Source organism: Pseudomonas sp. NFACC51 (assembly GCF_900103575.1).
GTDB classification, from domain to species: domain Bacteria; phylum Pseudomonadota; class Gammaproteobacteria; order Pseudomonadales; family Pseudomonadaceae; genus Aquipseudomonas; species Aquipseudomonas fluorescens_Q.
Map to the genome: position 1 here is coordinate 35,212 of NZ_FMXH01000017.1, position 15,909 is coordinate 51,120.

The following is a 15,909-nucleotide window of genomic DNA, read 5'->3' on the forward strand; positions in this document are numbered from 1 at the left end:
GAGCGAGGGCGATTGCCATGCTGCTTAACCTGTTCAATGAGATGCGCGCCGCCAAAGTGCCCGTGTCGGTGCGCGAATTGCTGGACCTGATCAACGCGTTGAAACAGCGGGTGATCTTCGCCGACATGGACGAGTTCTATTACTTGTCCCGGGCAATCCTGGTGAAAGACGAACGGCATTTCGACAAGTTCGACCGGGCGTTCGCTGCCTACTTCAACGGCCTGGAAAAACTCGACGATCACCTCCAGGCGCTGATTCCCGAGGACTGGCTGCGCAAGGAATTCGAGCGTTCGCTGACCGACGAAGAGCGGGCGCAGATCCAGTCCCTGGGTGGCCTGGACAAGCTGATCGAAGAGTTCAAGAAACGCCTGGAAGAACAGAAGGAACGCCATGCCGGCGGCAACAAATGGATCGGCACCGGCGGCACCAGCCCGTTCGGCTCCGGCGGCTTCAACCCCGAAGGCATCCGGGTCGGCGACGCCGGCAAGCGCCAGGGCAAGGCTGTGAAGGTCTGGGACCAGCGCGAGTACAAGAACCTCGACGACCAGGTGGAATTGGGCACCCGCAACATCAAGATCGCCCTGCGCCGCCTGCGCAAGTTCGCTCGCCAGGGTGCGGCCGAAGAGCTGGACATCGACGGCACCATCGACCACACCGCCCGGGACGCCGGCCTCTTGAACATCCAGATGCGCCCGGAGCGACGCAACACCGTGAAGTTGTTGCTGTTGTTCGACATCGGCGGCTCGATGGATGCCCACGTGAAGATCTGCGAAGAACTGTTCTCGGCCTGCAAGACCGAGTTCAAGCACCTGGAGTATTTCTACTTCCACAACTTCGTGTACGAGTCGGTGTGGAAAAACAACCTGCGCCGTACCTCGGAACGCACCTCGACCCAGGATTTGCTGCACAAGTACGGTGCCGACTACAAAGTGATCTTCATCGGCGACGCCGCCATGGCCCCCTATGAAATCACCCAGGCCGGCGGCAGCGTCGAACACTGGAACGAAGAGGCTGGCTATGTGTGGATGCAGCGTTTCATGGAGAAGTACAAGAAGCTCATCTGGATCAATCCGTATCCCAAGGACACCTGGGGCTATACCGCCTCGACCAACATCGTGCGCGAGTTGGTGGAAGACCGGATGTATCCGCTGACCTTGCGGGGGTTGGAGGAAGGGATGCGGTTTCTTTCCAAGTGATCTTTGGCGCCCTTTAGGGCCTCATCGCGAGCAAGCTCGCTCCCACAGGGGATCTCAGTGTGACGAAGATCCAGTGTGGGAGCGAGCTTGCTCGCGATGCTTTTAGCGGTCGAGAAAACTACGCAAACACTCCACCTGCTGGCGATACGCAACCTCCTGCACCACCGGCCGCAACCGCACCTGCGTCCCCGGCAGGCATTGCGCCAACCGGGCCAGGGCCAACGGAGTCAAGGCCCCCAGGCGTGGATAGCCACCGATGGTTTGCCGGTCGTTGAGCAGCACGATCGGTTGGCCATCCGGCGGCACCTGCACCGCACCGAGCGGAATGCCCTCGGAAATCATCGCCGGCCCCTGATACGCCAACGCCGTGCCCAGCAAGCGGATGCCCATGCGGTCGGCGCGACTGTCCAGTGTCCACGGAGTGTTGAACGCGTCGAACAGACTCTGCCCGCTAAATGCGCCATTCTGCGCCCCCAGGATCAGGTCCAGCGGCTGCGCTTGCTGGAAGTCCGGAATCCGCGTGTGTGGCATGGGCCGAGGCGTCGCCGCGCCTGAATAGCTCAGGCGCTCGCCACGACTCAGCGCTCGCCCTCGCCCATCCAGGCCACCCAGTTCCTCGCGCACTACCGTCGCCCGGCTGCCCAGTACCGCAGGCGCATTGAATCCGCCAGGGGCCGCCAGATAGGCCCGGGCACCGAGCACGGGCTGGGTGAGCGCCAGCACCTGGCCCTTGCGCAGACTGAAGAAGCGCCACGATGCCACGCCCTGGCCGTCTATTCGCGCGCCCAGGTCCGCCCCAGCCAGCGCCAGCACGCAATCCTCTTCGGCCACTACGGTAAAGCCGCCGAGGGTAATCTCCACCACCGCCGCGTCCAGGCCATTGCCGAGCATCCAATTGGCCCAGGCCATCGACAGCCAGTCCGCCGCCCCGCCCTGGGTCACACCCAGGTGCCTCACGCCGAAACGGCCGGCGTCCTGCAACAGGCACAGCGGTGTGCTGGCCTCGATCAACAAGCGGCTCATGCCTGGGTCTCCAGCGGTGTGTCGTCGCCACCCAGCGCGATGAATTCGGCAAGGTCCACGGGGGCGAAACGCACCGTGTCCCCCGGCTGCATCAGGCTGTAGCCATCGCGCTCGCGATCAAACAGTTTGGTCGGGGTGCGACCGATCAGGTTCCAGCCACCGGGCGACACCACCGGATATGCCGCGGTCTGGCGCTCGGCAATGCCAACACTGCCGGCGGCCACGCGCTTGCGCGGCGTGTCGAGGCGCGGTGAAGCCAATTCTTCATCCACCAGCCCCATGAAGGCGAAACCGGGGGCGAAGCCCAGGGCAAACACCTGATACTCGCGTTCACTGTGGCGACGGATCACCTGGGCGACCGTCAGCCCGCTGCGGCTCGCCAGCAGCTCCAGCTCCGGCCCGACACTGAGGTCGTACCACACCGGCAGCACGTGGCATTGGCCGGCGGACCGGGCATCCGGTGAAAGGTGATTCAACGCCTCATCGATCAATTCACGAGCCTGCACCGGGTTCAGGGCGAGCAAATCGTAGTGCACCATCAACGTGGTATAGGACGGCACCAGGTCAATCAGATGCTCGGCAAACACCGCTCGCAGGCGCTCGCTGGCGGCGAGCATCCAGGGCATGTTGGCCTCGGCGATCTCATCGAACAGGCGCACCATCAAGCAGTCCACCGCCACCACTTCCAAGCGTGGTCTCATGGTGCACTCTGCCGGTCCAGGGCTTCGCGGATGCGTTGCACGGCCGCCACGGAGCTGGCGTTGTCGCCGTGTACGCACAAGGTGTTGGCAACAAGGTGCAAGGCGCTGCCGTCACTGGCGGTCAACGCATCGCCGCGGGCGATAGCCAGGGCCTGCCCGACAATCACCTCGGGATCGTGGTGCACGGCACCCGGTGCTTGCCGCGAAACCAGGCGACCGGCACTGTCGTAGGCGCGGTCGGCAAAGGCTTCAAACCACAGGGTCAGGCCGTACTCATCGCCCAGGGCCTGGGCGGCGCTGTTGTCCCGGGTCGCCATGAGCATCAGCGGCAGTTGCCGATCATAGGCCGCAACAGCCTGGATCACCGCGCGCAGTTGCGCCGGGTTGGCCATCATGTCGTTGTACATCGCGCCGTGGGGCTTGACGTAGCTGACCCGTCCGCCTTGCGCCCGGCAGATGCCGTCGAGGGCACCGATCTGGTAATGCAGCAGGTCCTGCAATTCCTGGGCGCCGTAGGCCATGGAACGGCGGCCGAAGCCCGCCAGGTCCTGATAGGCCGGGTGCGCGCCGATTCGCACGCCATGGCTCAGGGCCAGGCTGACGGTCTTGCGCATGATGCTCGGGTCGCCAGCGTGGAAGCCGCAGGCGATGTTGGCGCAATCGATGAAGGGCATCACCTCGGCGTCCAGACCCATGGTCCAGCTGCCGAAGCTTTCGCCGATGTCGCAATTCAATAGCAGGCGGTTCACGGTGAACGCTCCTGTAGGTTCTTTCTTTGTTTAACTGTGGGGCACGCGCACCACAGGTTATCAGTTACTCGGCTTCCAACTGCTTGCCTTGGGTTTCCGGCAGACTCAGGGCCGCCAGGATCACCACGCCATAGGACACCGCGGCGAACGCTCCGATACCCACGCTCAGCGGCACCTTCTGGCTCAAAATACCAATCAACAGCGGGAACAATGCCGCCACCGCCCGGCCAATGTTGTAGCAGAAGCCTTGGCCCGAACCACGAATGCGCGTAGGGAACAGTTCGGTGAGGAACGAGCCCATGCCGCTGAACATGCCCGACGCGAAGAACCCCAAGGGAAAGCCCAGCCAGAGCATCACGTTATTGCTCACCGGCACCTGGGTATACAGCAGGACGATGGTGAAAGAGCCGACGGCGTACAGGACAAAGTTCTTTTTGCGCCCCAGGATGTCCGACAGGTACGCACTGATGACATAGCCCACGTAGGAACCGACGATCACCATCGCCAGGTAGCCGCCGGTACTCAATACGCTCAGGCCACGCTCATTTTTCAGGAACGTCGGCAGCCAGGACGTGATGGCGTAGTAACCGCCCAGGGCACCGGTGGTCAGCAGCGAGGCGCGAAAGGTGGTGAAAAGGATGCCGGGGGCAAAAATCTCGTAGAACTTCGCTGGGTTTTCCGGCGTCAGCCGGGCCTTGGTCTGGTTATAGACGTCCGGATCCTTGACCAGCCGGCGGACGAAAATCACGAACACCGCCGGCACGATGCCGAGGATGAACAGTGCGCGCCAGGCGTCTTCCGGCGGCAGCACCGAGAACAGCAGCGCATACAGGATCGCCGTCATGCCCCAGCCCAGCGCCCAACCCGACTGCACCATGCCCACCGCCTTGCCGCGATCCTTGGCACGAATCACTTCACCCATCAACACGGCGCCGGCGGTCCATTCGCCGCCAAAACCGAAGCCCATCAATGTGCGGGCGATCAGCAGTTGTTCATAGTTCTGGGCAAAGCCGCACAAAAAGGTGAAGAAGGCGAACCACAGCACCGTCAGTTGCAGGGTGCGCACCCGCCCGATGCGGTCCGAGAGAATGCCCGCCACCCAGCCGCCAATGGCCGAAGCGATCAAGGTACTGGTGTGAATCAGGCCTGCCTGGCCAGTGGTAATGCCCCACATCGCGATCAGGGTCGGCACCACGAAACTAAGCATCTGCGTGTCCATGCCGTCCAGGGCGTAGCCGATCTTGCAGCTCCAGAAGGTGCGACGTTCCTGCTGGTTGATGTTGCGGTACCAGTCGAATGGGCCGGAACGGGCCTGGGGTTGGGGGACGCCGAGCGTGTCGGGTGCACTCATGGTGGTTCTCCGCAGTTTTATTGTTGTAAGTCTCGACGACGCTGACGTGGAGACCGATGCGTCGATTCTTGAGCGCGCGGCCGATCCCGTCCAACGAATAAAACCTCGGTTGGGTCATAAGAAAAATTTGATTGGGTAACACGCAAGGCCTGGCTGAACACCGTTGTGGCCTAGCTGAACACCACTGTGGCGAGGGAGCTTGCTCCCGCTGGGCTGCGAAGCAGCCCAAAACCTGCTGGATACCATCTACCTGACACTGCGCGGTGTCTGGTTTTGGGGCCGCTTCGCGGCCCAGCGGGAGCAAGCTCCCTCGCCACGGGGTTTGTGTTTGGCGATGGCCTGGGTGAGTCAGACCGTTCGAGCCACTTTACCAACCACGAACCTGTGGCGAGGGGATTTATCCCCGCTGGGCTGCGAAGCAGCCCCAAACCTGCTGGATACCATCTACCTGACACTGCGCGGTGTCTGGTTTTGGGGCCGCTTCGCGGCCCAGCGGGAGCAAGCTCCCTCGCCACGGGGTTTGTGTTTGGCGATGGCCTGGGTGAGTCAGACCGTTCGAGCCACTTTACCAACCACGAACCTGTGGCGAGGGGATTTATCCCCGCTGGGCTGCGCAGCAGCCCCAAACCTACTGGATACCATCTACCTGACACTGCGCGGTGTCTGGTTTTGGGGCCGCTTCGCTGCCCAGCGGGAGCAAGCTCCCTCGCCACAGAAGCCGGTTGCGGTTTCGATCAGTCGTGCAATCAGAGCCCGCGCAAATCCCGCTCTTCAATCGGCCGGCTCTGGCGCAGGCGCTTGCCGCCCAGCACCACCCAGTCGATCAGGCGGAACAGGCACTCCAGGCCGAACGACAGCAACAACGCACCGCTGATGCCCCAGATCATGGCCTCGGGAGTCAACAGGATCTGGTAGCTGTAGCCGTTCCAGGTTTCCTTGCGGATGTCCGGATCGGCGGCCAGCGCCACTTGCAGCAAGCGGATGTACCACGGGCCCTGCATGGCCTGGAATTGCTTGTCGAGGGCCTGCTGGCGCACGAGTAAGGTGTTCAGGCTGTCGGCGTCGCTGCGAAAGATCGGGTCTTCGCTGGCGCGGTAATGGGCCACCAGGGCTTGCATGTCGCCCTTGAAGAACTGATTGGCGGTGCCCTGGAACCCTTGCAGGCCGGTCTGCGCCTCGATCAGGTGGGCCTCGACCCGCTTGGCGTAATCGTTGATGAAGCCCGGCACCTGGACCCCAACCAACAGGCCCACCGCGAACAACACCAGCCGTAGATAACTGAGCAACATAACGTGACGTCCTTATTCGGTCCGGCCGTGGCTGACGCATTCGCCGCGTCGCCACAGGCTCCATTGGCCCGGTTCGTAGCGGGTCCAGGTTTCGTTTTCGGTCAACGGTTCGGTGGCGATCACCGTGACCACGTCGTTGGGCGTGGTTTCAGCCTGGAAATCGACTATCACATCCACATCCTTGAGCCGAGCCGGGCCGAACGGCGCGCGACGGGTGATCTGGGCCAGTTTGGTCGAGCAATAGCAGAACAGCCAGTCGCCATCGCTGAGCAAGCAATTGAACACGCCTTTGCTGCGGTATTCGGCGCAGGCCTCGATCAGCGACGGTAGCAATTGTTCCACCTCCACCGGTTCGGGGAAGGCCTGGCGCACACGGTTGAGCAGATCGCAGAAAGCCGCTTCGCTGTCGGTATCGCCCACCGGGCGGTAGAAGCTCACGCCCGGCTGGAAATCGGCGAGTTGGCCATTGTGGGCAAAACACCAGTTGCGGCCCCACAACTCACGCACGAACGGGTGCGTATTGGACAGGCAGACCTTGCCGACGTTGGCTTGGCGAATATGCCCGATCACCACTTCGCTCTTGATCGGATAGCGCTGCACCAGGTTCGCCACTTCCGATTCGCTGCTGGCGGCCGGGTCCTGGAACAGGCGCAGGCCACGGCCCTCGTAGAAGGCAATGCCCCAACCGTCCCGATGCGGCCCGGTCTTGCCGCCGCGCTGCATCAGCCCGGTGAAGCTGAACACGATGTCGGTCGGCACATTGGCGCTCATGCCCAATAACTCACACATGCTCGAACTCTCGCTTCAAGGGGCAGGCCCGGTTACAGGCGCGGTTCGATACGCGAACGCTGGGGGTTGCTCGGCACGGGCGGGCGACCGTAACGGTCATCACCGGCCACGCCAAACGGTGCCTCGTCCTCCGGCTCATCGACCGCAGCGGCGGCTTTTGCGGCGGCGGCCCGTTCCTTGCGAGCGTTGGCGGCCCGCTCGATGGGAAAGCGGATCAGCACCAAAATGAAGTAGAGACCGAAGGCGATCATGCCGTACATGAGCAGATCGGAAGCCGCCCGCCAGACGTTGTTGCCGACTTTGAACAGCACGTCCAGGGCAACAATAGCCAGGGCCGGGGCGACCTTGTCCTTCACCGGATCTACGATGGTAGGGCAAAATAGCAGCACCGCCAGCAGCAACCGCAGCGATTCGCGCAACCAGCGCCACATCCAGCGGGTCATGCGCATCCATACCAACAGGCAGCCCAGGGCGGCGAAGGCGTAGAGGCCCCAGGCGATCAGATAGTCATTCTCGGTCATGGTGTCCATGGCAAGGCAGGCAAAGAGGCGCTTATAGTAACGGCTTTTCGCTCGTCAGGCTGCCCCGGCGTCTGGCGAATGGCCTGTGTGGTTGGTTCTGTCCAGGCCATGTGTCCCTTTTCGTACAACGTTCGAGAGCCTTTCATGTCCCTATCTGCCCACGTTTCCAACGCCCCGATTGCCCGCAAGGACCCCGGTGTTGACCCATACGCCTGGCTGCAGGAACGCGACACCGACGCCGTGCTCGACTACCTCAAGGCGGAAAACAGCTACCAGGAGGCGCAACTCGCCGACCAGGCCGAACTGCGCGAAACCCTGTTCCAGGAGATCAAGGGTCGGATTCTCGAGACCGACCTGTCACTGCCCTCGCCTTGGGGCCCGTACCTGTATTACACCCGTACCACGGCCGGTGACGAATACCCGCGCCACTACCGCTGCCCGCGTCCGGCCGATGACAGCCTGAACGTGGATGAAAGCCGTGAACAACTGTTGCTGGACCCGAACGTGCTGGCCGGCGGCGGCTTCTTTTCCCTGGGCGCTTTCAGCATCAGCCCTGACCACCAGCGCCTGGCCTACAGCCTGGACACCACGGGCGATGAGATCTACACCCTGTTCGTGAAGGAATTGTCCAACGACAAGGTCAGCGAACTGTCCTTCGCCGATTGCGACGGCAGCATGACCTGGGCCAACGACAGCCTGACGCTGTTTTTCGGCGAGTTGGACGACACCCATCGCCCCCACAAACTCTGGCGCTATCGCCTGGACGGCACTGCCGCCGAAGAGGTGTTCCACGAGCCGGACGGGCGTTTCTTCCTGCATTGCTATCGTTCGAGTTCGGAAAAGCAGTTGATCCTGTCCCTGGGCAGCAAGACCACCAGCGAAGTCTGGGTACTGGACGCTGCGCAACCGCAGCGCCCCTTTACCTGCCTGGCGCCCCGCGTGGAAAACCATGAATACGACGTCGACCACGGCCTGCTCGATGGCCAATGGACCTGGTTGATCCGCAGCAACCGCGACGGAATCAACTTCGCCCTGTACCAGGCCGCCGACACAGGCGTGGCGCCGACCGAGGCCGACTGGCAGAACCTGATCCCCCACAGCGACACGGTGATGATCGACGGCCTGAGCCTGAACGCCGGGGCCATGACCTTGAGCTTGCGCGAAGGCGGCCTGCCGATCATCGAGGTTCACCCGCAAGGCTTGCCGGCCTATCGGGTGCAACTGCCGGACGCGGCCTACAGCCTGCATGTGCAAAACAGCCTGGAGTTCGTCAGCGAGCGCATTCGCCTGCGCTACGAGGCCCTGAACCGTCCGGCGCAGATCCGCCAGTTGGACCTGGCCAGCGGCGCACAGGTCGTGCTCAAGCAAACCCCGGTACTGGGCCCGTTCGACGCCGATGCCTACGTCAGCCAACGGCTGTGGGCCACGGCGCCAGACGGCACACAAGTGCCCATCAGCCTGGTGGTCAAGCGCGAAGCCCTCGGCCGGCCGGTACCACTGTACCTGTACGGCTACGGTGCCTATGGCGAAAGCCTCGACCCGTGGTTTTCCCATTCGCGGCTGAGCCTGCTTGACCGCGGCGTAGCGTTTGCCATCGCCCATGTGCGCGGCGGCGGCGAGCTGGGTGAAGCCTGGTATCGCGCCGGCAAGCAGGAACACAAGCACAACACGTTCGGCGATTTCATCGCCTGTGCCGAGCATTTGATCGCCAACGGCTTCACCACCGCCGAACAACTGGCGATCAGCGGCGGCAGCGCCGGTGGCCTGCTGATCGGCGCGGTGCTCAATCAACGCCCGGAGCTGTTCAAGGTTGCGATTGCCGAGGTGCCGTTCGTCGACGTGCTCAACACCATGCTCGACCCGGACTTGCCGCTGACCGTCACCGAGTACGATGAATGGGGCAATCCAGAGGAGCCGGACGTTTATGATCGGATCCGAGCCTACGCCCCGTACGAAAACGTCAGCGCCCAGGCGTACCCGGCGCTGCTGGTGATCGCCGGTTACAACGACAGCCGTGTGCAGTACTGGGAAGCGGCCAAGTGGGTGGCGAAATTGCGCGCCACCAAGACCGACGACCACCCCCTGCTGCTCAAGACCGAACTGGGCGCCGGCCACGGCGGAATGAGCGGGCGTTACCAGGGATTGCGTGACGTAGCGCTCGAATATGCATTTGTCTTGAAGGTTTTGGGGGTGGTCTGAGGAACTCTGTGGGATGGCCGGGTCTTAGCTCCATGCGCCGGGCATCCCGGATCAAATAACGGTGGGAGCAAGCTCGCTCCCACAGGGGATCTACCATGGATCTTTTTACACCCGGGCCAAACTGAACCTGCAACACACACAAGAAAAAGACCGTGCCAACATGTCAGAACCGACCTTACTGAACAAAGAAATCCGCGACTGGCTGATGGACTGCGGTCTGTTCGACCAGTTGCTGCCTGTGGACTTCGCCGCGGCGTCGGGCTATTTCAGCATCAGCGCCATCGCCCAGGGCGAAGCGATTTTCCACGAGGGCGATGCCGGCAGCTTCATGTGCATCATCCACACCGGCCAGGTGGCCGTGCAGAAAACCGGCCCCGACGGCCACCCCGTGACCATCGCCACGCTGCGCAGCGGCCGGGCATTCGGCGAAATGGCCGTGCTCGACGGCGAACGGCGCTCGGCCAGTTGCATCGCCGCCAGCGATTGCCAGTTGCTGAACCTGGGCAAGGACTCCCTGGAAAAAATGCTCAACGACGCCCCCAAGATCGCCGCCAAGATCATCCGCGCCCTCGCCGTCTCCCTGTCCAAGCGCCTGCGCATGGCCGATGGGCAGTTGTTGTCGCAGCAGGTCTGACAACAACACATAAACCCAGTGGGAGCGAGCTTGCTCGCGCGATGGCGGCGGATCAGCCAGCATTGAAGCCGACGGACACACCGCTATCGCGAGCAAGCTCGCTCCCACAGGTGAATGCGTCGTCTTGTCGATTTATCCTCCCGGCGACTTGGCCTTCACTGGCTTGGGCTCCATGCCCGGTATCGGCTGGTCCTTGGGCGGCTTGGGCATTTCGATGGGGGGCAGCAAGGGCGGTCCGCCGCTTCCGGGGCCAACCTTGGGCACCCCGTTGGGCGTGACCGGCGGATAGGGCATGGGAGTGGCGGTGCCAGGCGATCCGGGGATGCTGGGCGGGTTGACTGGAATCGTCGGTTGTTGAGCCTGGGCGCAACTTATTGAGAGCGCCGCCAGGGCAATGGCCGTTAGAATGATGCACTTCATCAATGGCTCCGTGGCTATTGTCTGCTTTAAGGCTAGTCGTTACCGCGCGGTTTGCCCTCCTACGAGATTTCCATGAAACGTTTCGTTCTACTCGACACCACGCCCATCCCTGATAACGGCGGTGCCCTGTGCCTATTCGAGTACGGGGAAGACTTCGTCATCAAGATCCAGGGCGGTGACGGCGGGCAGTTGATGAACACCCGCATGCACGGTTCCGAAGACGCCCTGGCAGAGATTCCTTGCCGCAAGGTCGCCGGTCGTCCCGGCTCGCGCGTGCTGATCGGCGGCCTCGGCATGGGGTTCACCCTCGCCTCGGCCCTCAAGCACCTGGGCAAGACCGCCGAAGTGGTGGTGGCCGAACTCGTGCCCGGCGTGGTGGAGTGGAACCGTGGCCCCCTGGGTGAAAAGGCCGGGCGGCCGTTGTCGGATCCACGCACAGTGATCCGCATGGAAGACGTCGCCAAGGTCCTGCAAGCCGAACCCCAGGGTTTCGACGCGATCATGCTGGACGTCGACAACGGCCCGGAAGGCCTGACCCAGAAAGCCAACAGTTGGCTGTATTCGGCTGGAGGCCTGGCCGCCTGCGCCAAGGCCCTGCGGCCCAAGGGCGTGCTGGCGGTGTGGTCGGCCAGCGCTGACCGGCAGTTTTCCGACAAGCTGAAGAAGGCCGGCTTCAAGGCCGAAGAGGTGCAAGTGTTCGCCCATGGCAACAAAGGCACCCGCCACACCATCTGGATTGCCGAGAAGCTCAAGGGCTGAGCTAAACTCTGTCCAACCGTCATCCGTCTTGTCTACAAAGGTGAACCCATGAGTTCGTCAACGCCACCGTCCAACACCGCCAAGCTGGACCGCATCCTCGCCGATGCCCAGCGCGACCGGGAGATGGGCTACCGCGACAAAGCCCTGAAAATGTACCCCCATGTCTGTGGCCGCTGCGCCCGTGAGTTTTCCGGCAAGCGCCTGAGCGAACTGACCGTTCACCACCGCGACCACAACCACGACAACAACCCGCAGGACGGTTCCAACTGGGAACTGCTGTGCCTGTACTGCCACGACAACGAACACTCGCGCTACACCGACCAGCAATATTTCGGCGACGGCTCCCTGAGCACTCCGAAAATCGCCAAGGCGACCCACAACCCCTTCGCCGCACTGGCCGGGTTGATGAAGAAGGACGAGTAATTAGCCGTTGTGCGAGTGGGTTTATCTTGCGCTGCAAAGTGTTGCTCCACAGATCAAATCCCCTCGCCAAAAGTGGCCTGCTCGACTGTGGGGCGGCTGCCTGTGCCGCTTTCATGGTCCAGCTGACAAATCTGCAATGCCCCCGTCAGGTCGCTGACAGCTTCGCACCTTTAGCATGCCCGTTACTTCCCTCATTTGCAGGTCAAGTAAGCCAAGGTTGATGAATATCAACCTGCCAAAGCCCTCCCTGCCTATTCTGTGGTTATCGGTGGCGGTGGCTCGCCCGGCCTGAAGGAGCGACACCATGAACACTCATCAACCCCCAGCGGGCGCAACGCCATTCTGGCGGGGCAAGACCGGCATTGTATTGATCATGTTGTTGGCCATCGGCCTCTTCTATCTGGCGCGAGAACACTTCAGCCACATTGCGGCGAATTGGCCGTACCTGATTCTCCTGATATGTCCCTTGATGCATATCTTCGGACACGGCCACGGCCACGGCCATGGCGGTCATGGACAACATGGCCAACCACCCGTCAACCGCAGGGATCAGGAAGGCCCCTAGCCATGCCCAACGTTCCAGCGCACCTTCACCACAGTGCTCCAGCGCCCAGCGGCGACATGGCGACTGAATACACCTGCCCCATGCACCCGGAAATCCGCCAACCCGGCCCCGGCACCTGCCCCAAGTGCGGCATGACGCTGGAGCCGGTGATGCCCGCGCTGGAAGAAGAGGACAATCCAGAACTCAAGGACTTCACGCGCCGCTTCTGGTGGTCACTGCCGTTGACGGTGATCGTCACGGTGCTCGCCATGGCGGGGCACGCTTTGTCGCTGTTTCACGGTGCAACGCAAAATCTCATCGAGTTTTTCCTGGCGACACCCGTGGTCCTGTGGGCAGGCTGGCCGTTTTTTGTACGGGCAGTGGCCTCTGTTCGCCAGCGTAGCCCGAACATGTGGACCCTGATTGGCCTGGGCACCGCGGCGGCCTATCTCTACAGTGTCGCCGCCACGTTTTGGCCGGGAGGATTCCCCACCACATTCGTGCAAGAGGGGCGTATCGGCGTCTACTTTGAAGCCGCCGCAGTGATCATCTCCCTTACCTTGCTGGGGCAGATGCTGGAGCTCAAGGCACGCTCGCAGACGTCGGCCGCCATCAAGTCGCTGCTGGGGCTGTCCCCCAAAACCGCGCGCCGGATCAATGCCGATGGCCAGGAACAAGACATTCCCTTGGCCCACGTCCATCAGGGTGACCACCTGCGGATCAGGCCCGGTGAAAAGGTCCCGGTCGATGGTACGGTACTCGAAGGAGAAAGCGCCGTTGACGAGTCGATGCTCACCGGCGAGCCGGTTCCGGTGATCAAACGCGCCGGGGACAACCTGATCGGCGCCACGATCAACTCCCACGGTAGCTTGGTGATGACGGCGCAGAAGGTCGGCGCCGAGACCGTCCTGGCGCAAATTGTCCAGATGGTCGCCCGGGCCCAGCGCTCGAAAGCGCCTATGCAGCGCATGGCCGACGTGATCGCTGGCTATTTCGTCATGGGCGTGATTGCCATCGCCGTACTGACCTTTTTCGGCTGGGGGCTGTTAGGCCCCGAACCTGGCTGGGTCTTCGGGCTGATCAACGCCGTCGCCGTGCTGATCATCGCCTGCCCCTGCGCGCTGGGACTCGCAACCCCCATGTCGATCATGGTGTCCACCGGCAAGGCTGCCAGCCTGGGCGTGCTTTTCCGGGACGCCAGCGCCATCGAGAACTTATGCAGGATCGACACGCTGATCGTCGATAAGACCGGCACCCTGACCGAAGGGCGCCCGGCCTTTCACAGCGTGAAAGCCACCCAGGGCTTCGACGACCGCCAGGTGCTGCTGTTGGCCGCCAGCCTCGACCAGGGCAGCGAACATCCCCTGGCCCACGCCATCGTCGATCACGCACGAGCCGAGCATCTTGAACTGATCAAGCCGGCTTCATTTGAATCCGGCAGCGGCATCGGTGTCAGTGGCCAGGTGGACGGCAAACAGATCCACTTGGGCAATACCGCCCTGATGAACGCCGCCAGCATCAGCGTCAGCCCACTGCAACAGCAGGCCGAGCAGCTACGCGCGCAAGGCATCAGCATTATCTACATGGCGGTCGACGGAGTACTGGCCGGGCTGCTGGGCGTCTCGGACCCGATCAAGCCAACCTCCAGGGAAGCGGTCAGCCGGCTCAAGGCTCACGACATCACAATCATCATGGCCACCGGCGACGGCCTCACCACGGCACGCGCCGTGGCCAGGGAGATGGGCATTGAAGAGGTCCATGGCGAAGTCAAACCCGAGGACAAGGAACGTCTGGTGGCGGACCTGCAGCGCGATGGCCGCCAGGTCGCGATGGCGGGTGACGGAATAAACGATGCGCCCGCCCTGGCTCGGGCGAACGTAGGCATTGCCATGGGTACAGGCACGGACGTGGCAATGAACAGCGCCCAGCTGACCTTGGTAAAAGGCGATTTGATGGGGATCTTGCGGGCCCGCACCCTTTCGGTGGCAACCGTTAGAAACATGCGCCAGAACCTCGGCTTTGCCTTCCTCTATAACTCGATGGGTATTCCGTTGGCGGCCGGCCTGCTGTACCCCCTGACCGGTCACCTGCTCTCGCCCATGATTGCCGCCATCGCCATGAGCGTGAGTTCGGCATCGGTGGTGTTCAATGCCTTGAGGTTGCGTAACACGCCAGCACAATAATCCGGCGCCCATAAAAAACAGGCGCCACCAGGGCGCCTGACCGTCTCAAAACCAAAGGAGAACAAACGAGACGGTAATCAGCCGCCATTCGGACAGTTATCACCCAGGAGCCTATATTCCAGGGTATTGAGCTTGCCGTTCGAGTCTTCGTAGGTCATGCGCGACGGTCCGACACCACAGCCTTTATTGGCCGGTGTAATGCTCACCACTTTTTTAACATCGAGTTTCATGCCGTATTCGTAATGAACGATTTCGGCGATGGCTTTGCCGTTTTCGACGGCGTATTGCGCCATGGCTTGTTGATTGTTCTGGATCATCTGGCCATAAACCCGGTCACCTCCGCCTTCCGCCAAGGCAAGGGAAGAAAGGGACAGGATCGAAACGGCGAGCAAGGCATCAAGGGTTTTCATGAGGAACTCCGGCAGTCATTTGTCAGGCAAACCATAACGACTGGTGCCTGTCACGACGCTGGCGGGGACGTTACCGATTGGTCAGGTTCGTGAACAGGTAACCGACCATCACCCCCCACTCACAAACTGAACACGCAGCCCCATTCCCCGTATAATCGCGCCTTTTCCCCAAAGGCACCCCGCCCGTGGCCAACAAACGCTATAGCTGCATCGGTCTGTTCAACCCCAAGTCACCGGAAAACGTCGGTTCGGTCATGCGTGCCGCCGGCTGCTACGGCGTGGCGTCGGTGTTCTACACCGGCAAGCGCTATGAGCGAGCCGCCGACTTCGTCACCGACACCAAGAAAGTCCACTACGACATTCCGCTGATCGGTATCGACGACCTGAAGAAAATCCTGCCCCTGGGCTGTGTGCCGGTGGCCGTGGAACTGGTGGAAGGCGCTCGCCCACTGCCCGAATACACTCACCCGGACCGAGCGCTGTACATTTTTGGCCCGGAAGACGGCTCGCTGGACAAGGACATTCGCGATTGGTGTGAGGATGTGGTGTACATCCCCACCACCGGCTGCATGAACCTGGCCGCCACCGTCAACGTCGTGCTGTATGACCGCATGGCCAAAGGCAACAACACCCGTTCGGGGCCGCAATTCCGCTGATCGGTGCAACATTCGATTGAACAAGGCAATCGCTCGGGCAGTCAGCTTTATACCAATCCCCA

General features: G+C 62.2%; 17 protein-coding genes. 8 read left to right on the forward strand and 9 right to left on the reverse strand.

Annotation, left to right across the window (positions count from 1 at the left end; genetic code table 11):
* The first annotated feature begins 17 nt into the window (after positions 1 to 17).
* The gene (locus tag BLT00_RS25950) at positions 18 to 1,196 is read left to right on the forward strand and encodes a vWA domain-containing protein (RefSeq protein WP_003198888.1); all 1,179 of its coding nucleotides are present in this window, start codon (positions 18 to 20) and stop codon (positions 1,194 to 1,196) included.
* Positions 1,197 to 1,298: 102 nt separating this feature from the next.
* On the opposite strand, the gene BLT00_RS25955 is transcribed toward BLT00_RS25950, so the two are convergent.
* From BLT00_RS25955 to BLT00_RS25985, 7 genes are all read right to left on the reverse strand, one after another.
* Positions 1,299 to 2,219, reverse strand: coding sequence for a 5-oxoprolinase subunit C family protein (locus tag BLT00_RS25955; protein ID WP_092150793.1), 921 nt, complete (start codon positions 2,217 to 2,219; stop codon positions 1,299 to 1,301).
* Positions 2,216 to 2,920: a 5-oxoprolinase subunit PxpB gene (gene pxpB / locus BLT00_RS25960; RefSeq protein ID WP_092150790.1), complete on the reverse strand. Its 705-nt coding sequence runs from the start codon at positions 2,918 to 2,920 to the stop codon at positions 2,216 to 2,218. The genes BLT00_RS25955 and pxpB overlap by 4 nt, the downstream gene beginning before the upstream one ends.
* Complete coding sequence (locus tag BLT00_RS25965; protein ID WP_092150787.1) at positions 2,917 to 3,669, reverse strand: 5-oxoprolinase subunit PxpA; 753 nt, start codon at positions 3,667 to 3,669, stop codon at positions 2,917 to 2,919. Before BLT00_RS25965 ends, pxpB begins: the two co-directional genes overlap by 4 nt.
* Before the next feature lie 64 nt (positions 3,670 to 3,733).
* Entirely contained in the window at positions 3,734 to 5,020 is a 1,287-nt protein-coding gene (locus tag BLT00_RS25970; protein ID WP_092150784.1) for an MFS transporter, read from the reverse strand.
* A gap of 746 nt (positions 5,021 to 5,766) precedes the next feature.
* Positions 5,767 to 6,309: a DUF2937 family protein gene (locus BLT00_RS25975; protein ID WP_063322493.1), complete on the reverse strand. Its 543-nt coding sequence runs from the start codon at positions 6,307 to 6,309 to the stop codon at positions 5,767 to 5,769.
* Between the two features lie 12 nt (positions 6,310 to 6,321).
* Complete coding sequence (locus BLT00_RS25980) at positions 6,322 to 7,098, reverse strand: class II glutamine amidotransferase (protein ID WP_003198875.1); 777 nt, start codon at positions 7,096 to 7,098, stop codon at positions 6,322 to 6,324.
* A gap of 32 nt (positions 7,099 to 7,130) precedes the next feature.
* Positions 7,131 to 7,628 carry an MFS transporter gene (locus tag BLT00_RS25985; protein ID WP_092148533.1) on the reverse strand — a complete coding sequence of 166 codons (498 nt, stop codon included), beginning with the start codon at positions 7,626 to 7,628 and terminating at the stop codon, positions 7,131 to 7,133.
* A 135-nt stretch (positions 7,629 to 7,763) separates the two neighbouring features.
* On the opposite strand from BLT00_RS25985, the gene BLT00_RS25990 reads away from it, so the two are divergent.
* Positions 7,764 to 9,818, forward strand: a complete 2,055-nt coding sequence (locus BLT00_RS25990) for a S9 family peptidase (RefSeq protein WP_092148536.1) — start codon at positions 7,764 to 7,766, stop codon at positions 9,816 to 9,818.
* 160 nt (positions 9,819 to 9,978) lie between these two features.
* On the forward strand, positions 9,979 to 10,452 hold the full coding sequence (locus tag BLT00_RS25995; RefSeq protein WP_092148539.1) for a cyclic nucleotide-binding domain-containing protein: 474 nt from the start codon (positions 9,979 to 9,981) through the stop codon (positions 10,450 to 10,452).
* 132 nt (positions 10,453 to 10,584) lie between these two features.
* Here BLT00_RS25995 and BLT00_RS26000 read toward each other — a convergent pair whose 3' ends face one another.
* The gene (locus tag BLT00_RS26000) at positions 10,585 to 10,872 is read right to left on the reverse strand and encodes a hypothetical protein (RefSeq protein WP_063322496.1); all 288 of its coding nucleotides are present in this window, start codon (positions 10,870 to 10,872) and stop codon (positions 10,585 to 10,587) included.
* A gap of 72 nt (positions 10,873 to 10,944) precedes the next feature.
* Here BLT00_RS26000 and BLT00_RS26005 point away from each other — a divergent pair, with 72 nt between their 5' ends.
* The 4 genes from BLT00_RS26005 (at position 10,945) to BLT00_RS26025 (ending at position 14,781) form a co-directional block, all read left to right on the forward strand.
* Positions 10,945 to 11,631 carry a spermidine synthase gene (locus BLT00_RS26005; protein WP_003184244.1) on the forward strand — a complete coding sequence of 229 codons (687 nt, stop codon included), beginning with the start codon at positions 10,945 to 10,947 and terminating at the stop codon, positions 11,629 to 11,631.
* 48 nt (positions 11,632 to 11,679) lie between these two features.
* Positions 11,680 to 12,054 carry a YajD family HNH nuclease gene (locus tag BLT00_RS26010; RefSeq protein ID WP_003184246.1) on the forward strand — a complete coding sequence of 125 codons (375 nt, stop codon included), beginning with the start codon at positions 11,680 to 11,682 and terminating at the stop codon, positions 12,052 to 12,054.
* A gap of 304 nt (positions 12,055 to 12,358) precedes the next feature.
* Entirely contained in the window at positions 12,359 to 12,619 is a 261-nt protein-coding gene (locus BLT00_RS26020) for a DUF2933 domain-containing protein (RefSeq protein WP_092148545.1), read from the forward strand.
* 2 nt (positions 12,620 to 12,621) lie between these two features.
* Positions 12,622 to 14,781, forward strand: a complete 2,160-nt coding sequence (locus tag BLT00_RS26025; protein WP_092148548.1) for a copper-transporting P-type ATPase — start codon at positions 12,622 to 12,624, stop codon at positions 14,779 to 14,781.
* Between the two features lie 77 nt (positions 14,782 to 14,858).
* Here the strand turns inward: BLT00_RS26025 and BLT00_RS26030 are convergent, their stop codons facing one another.
* Positions 14,859 to 15,191, reverse strand: a complete 333-nt coding sequence (locus BLT00_RS26030; RefSeq protein ID WP_063322500.1) for a DUF2790 domain-containing protein — start codon at positions 15,189 to 15,191, stop codon at positions 14,859 to 14,861.
* A gap of 185 nt (positions 15,192 to 15,376) precedes the next feature.
* Between BLT00_RS26030 and BLT00_RS26035 the strand changes: the two genes are divergently transcribed.
* The gene (locus tag BLT00_RS26035) at positions 15,377 to 15,847 is read left to right on the forward strand and encodes an RNA methyltransferase (RefSeq protein ID WP_003198862.1); all 471 of its coding nucleotides are present in this window, start codon (positions 15,377 to 15,379) and stop codon (positions 15,845 to 15,847) included.
* Positions 15,848 to 15,909 lie beyond the last annotated feature (62 nt).

Excerpts from the sequence above, each read along its gene's own strand:
- BLT00_RS25950 (WP_003198888.1), top strand. The coding sequence starts at position 18 with ATGCTGCTTAACCTGTTCAATGAGATGCGCGCCGCCAAAGTGCCCGTG.
- BLT00_RS25955 (WP_092150793.1), bottom strand. The coding sequence starts at position 2,219 with ATGAGCCGCTTGTTGATCGAGGCCAGCACACCGCTGTGCCTGTTGCAG.
- pxpB (WP_092150790.1), bottom strand. The coding sequence starts at position 2,920 with ATGAGACCACGCTTGGAAGTGGTGGCGGTGGACTGCTTGATGGTGCGC.
- BLT00_RS25970 (WP_092150784.1), bottom strand. The coding sequence starts at position 5,020 with ATGAGTGCACCCGACACGCTCGGCGTCCCCCAACCCCAGGCCCGTTCC.
- BLT00_RS25975 (WP_063322493.1), bottom strand. The coding sequence starts at position 6,309 with ATGTTGCTCAGTTATCTACGGCTGGTGTTGTTCGCGGTGGGCCTGTTG.
- BLT00_RS25980 (WP_003198875.1), bottom strand. The coding sequence starts at position 7,098 with ATGTGTGAGTTATTGGGCATGAGCGCCAATGTGCCGACCGACATCGTG.
- BLT00_RS25985 (WP_092148533.1), bottom strand. The coding sequence starts at position 7,628 with ATGGACACCATGACCGAGAATGACTATCTGATCGCCTGGGGCCTCTAC.
- BLT00_RS25990 (WP_092148536.1), top strand. The coding sequence starts at position 7,764 with ATGTCCCTATCTGCCCACGTTTCCAACGCCCCGATTGCCCGCAAGGAC.
- BLT00_RS25995 (WP_092148539.1), top strand. The coding sequence starts at position 9,979 with ATGTCAGAACCGACCTTACTGAACAAAGAAATCCGCGACTGGCTGATG.
- BLT00_RS26000 (WP_063322496.1), bottom strand. The coding sequence starts at position 10,872 with ATGAAGTGCATCATTCTAACGGCCATTGCCCTGGCGGCGCTCTCAATA.
- BLT00_RS26005 (WP_003184244.1), top strand. The coding sequence starts at position 10,945 with ATGAAACGTTTCGTTCTACTCGACACCACGCCCATCCCTGATAACGGC.
- BLT00_RS26010 (WP_003184246.1), top strand. The coding sequence starts at position 11,680 with ATGAGTTCGTCAACGCCACCGTCCAACACCGCCAAGCTGGACCGCATC.
- BLT00_RS26020 (WP_092148545.1), top strand. The coding sequence starts at position 12,359 with ATGAACACTCATCAACCCCCAGCGGGCGCAACGCCATTCTGGCGGGGC.
- BLT00_RS26025 (WP_092148548.1), top strand. The coding sequence starts at position 12,622 with ATGCCCAACGTTCCAGCGCACCTTCACCACAGTGCTCCAGCGCCCAGC.
- BLT00_RS26030 (WP_063322500.1), bottom strand. The coding sequence starts at position 15,191 with ATGAAAACCCTTGATGCCTTGCTCGCCGTTTCGATCCTGTCCCTTTCT.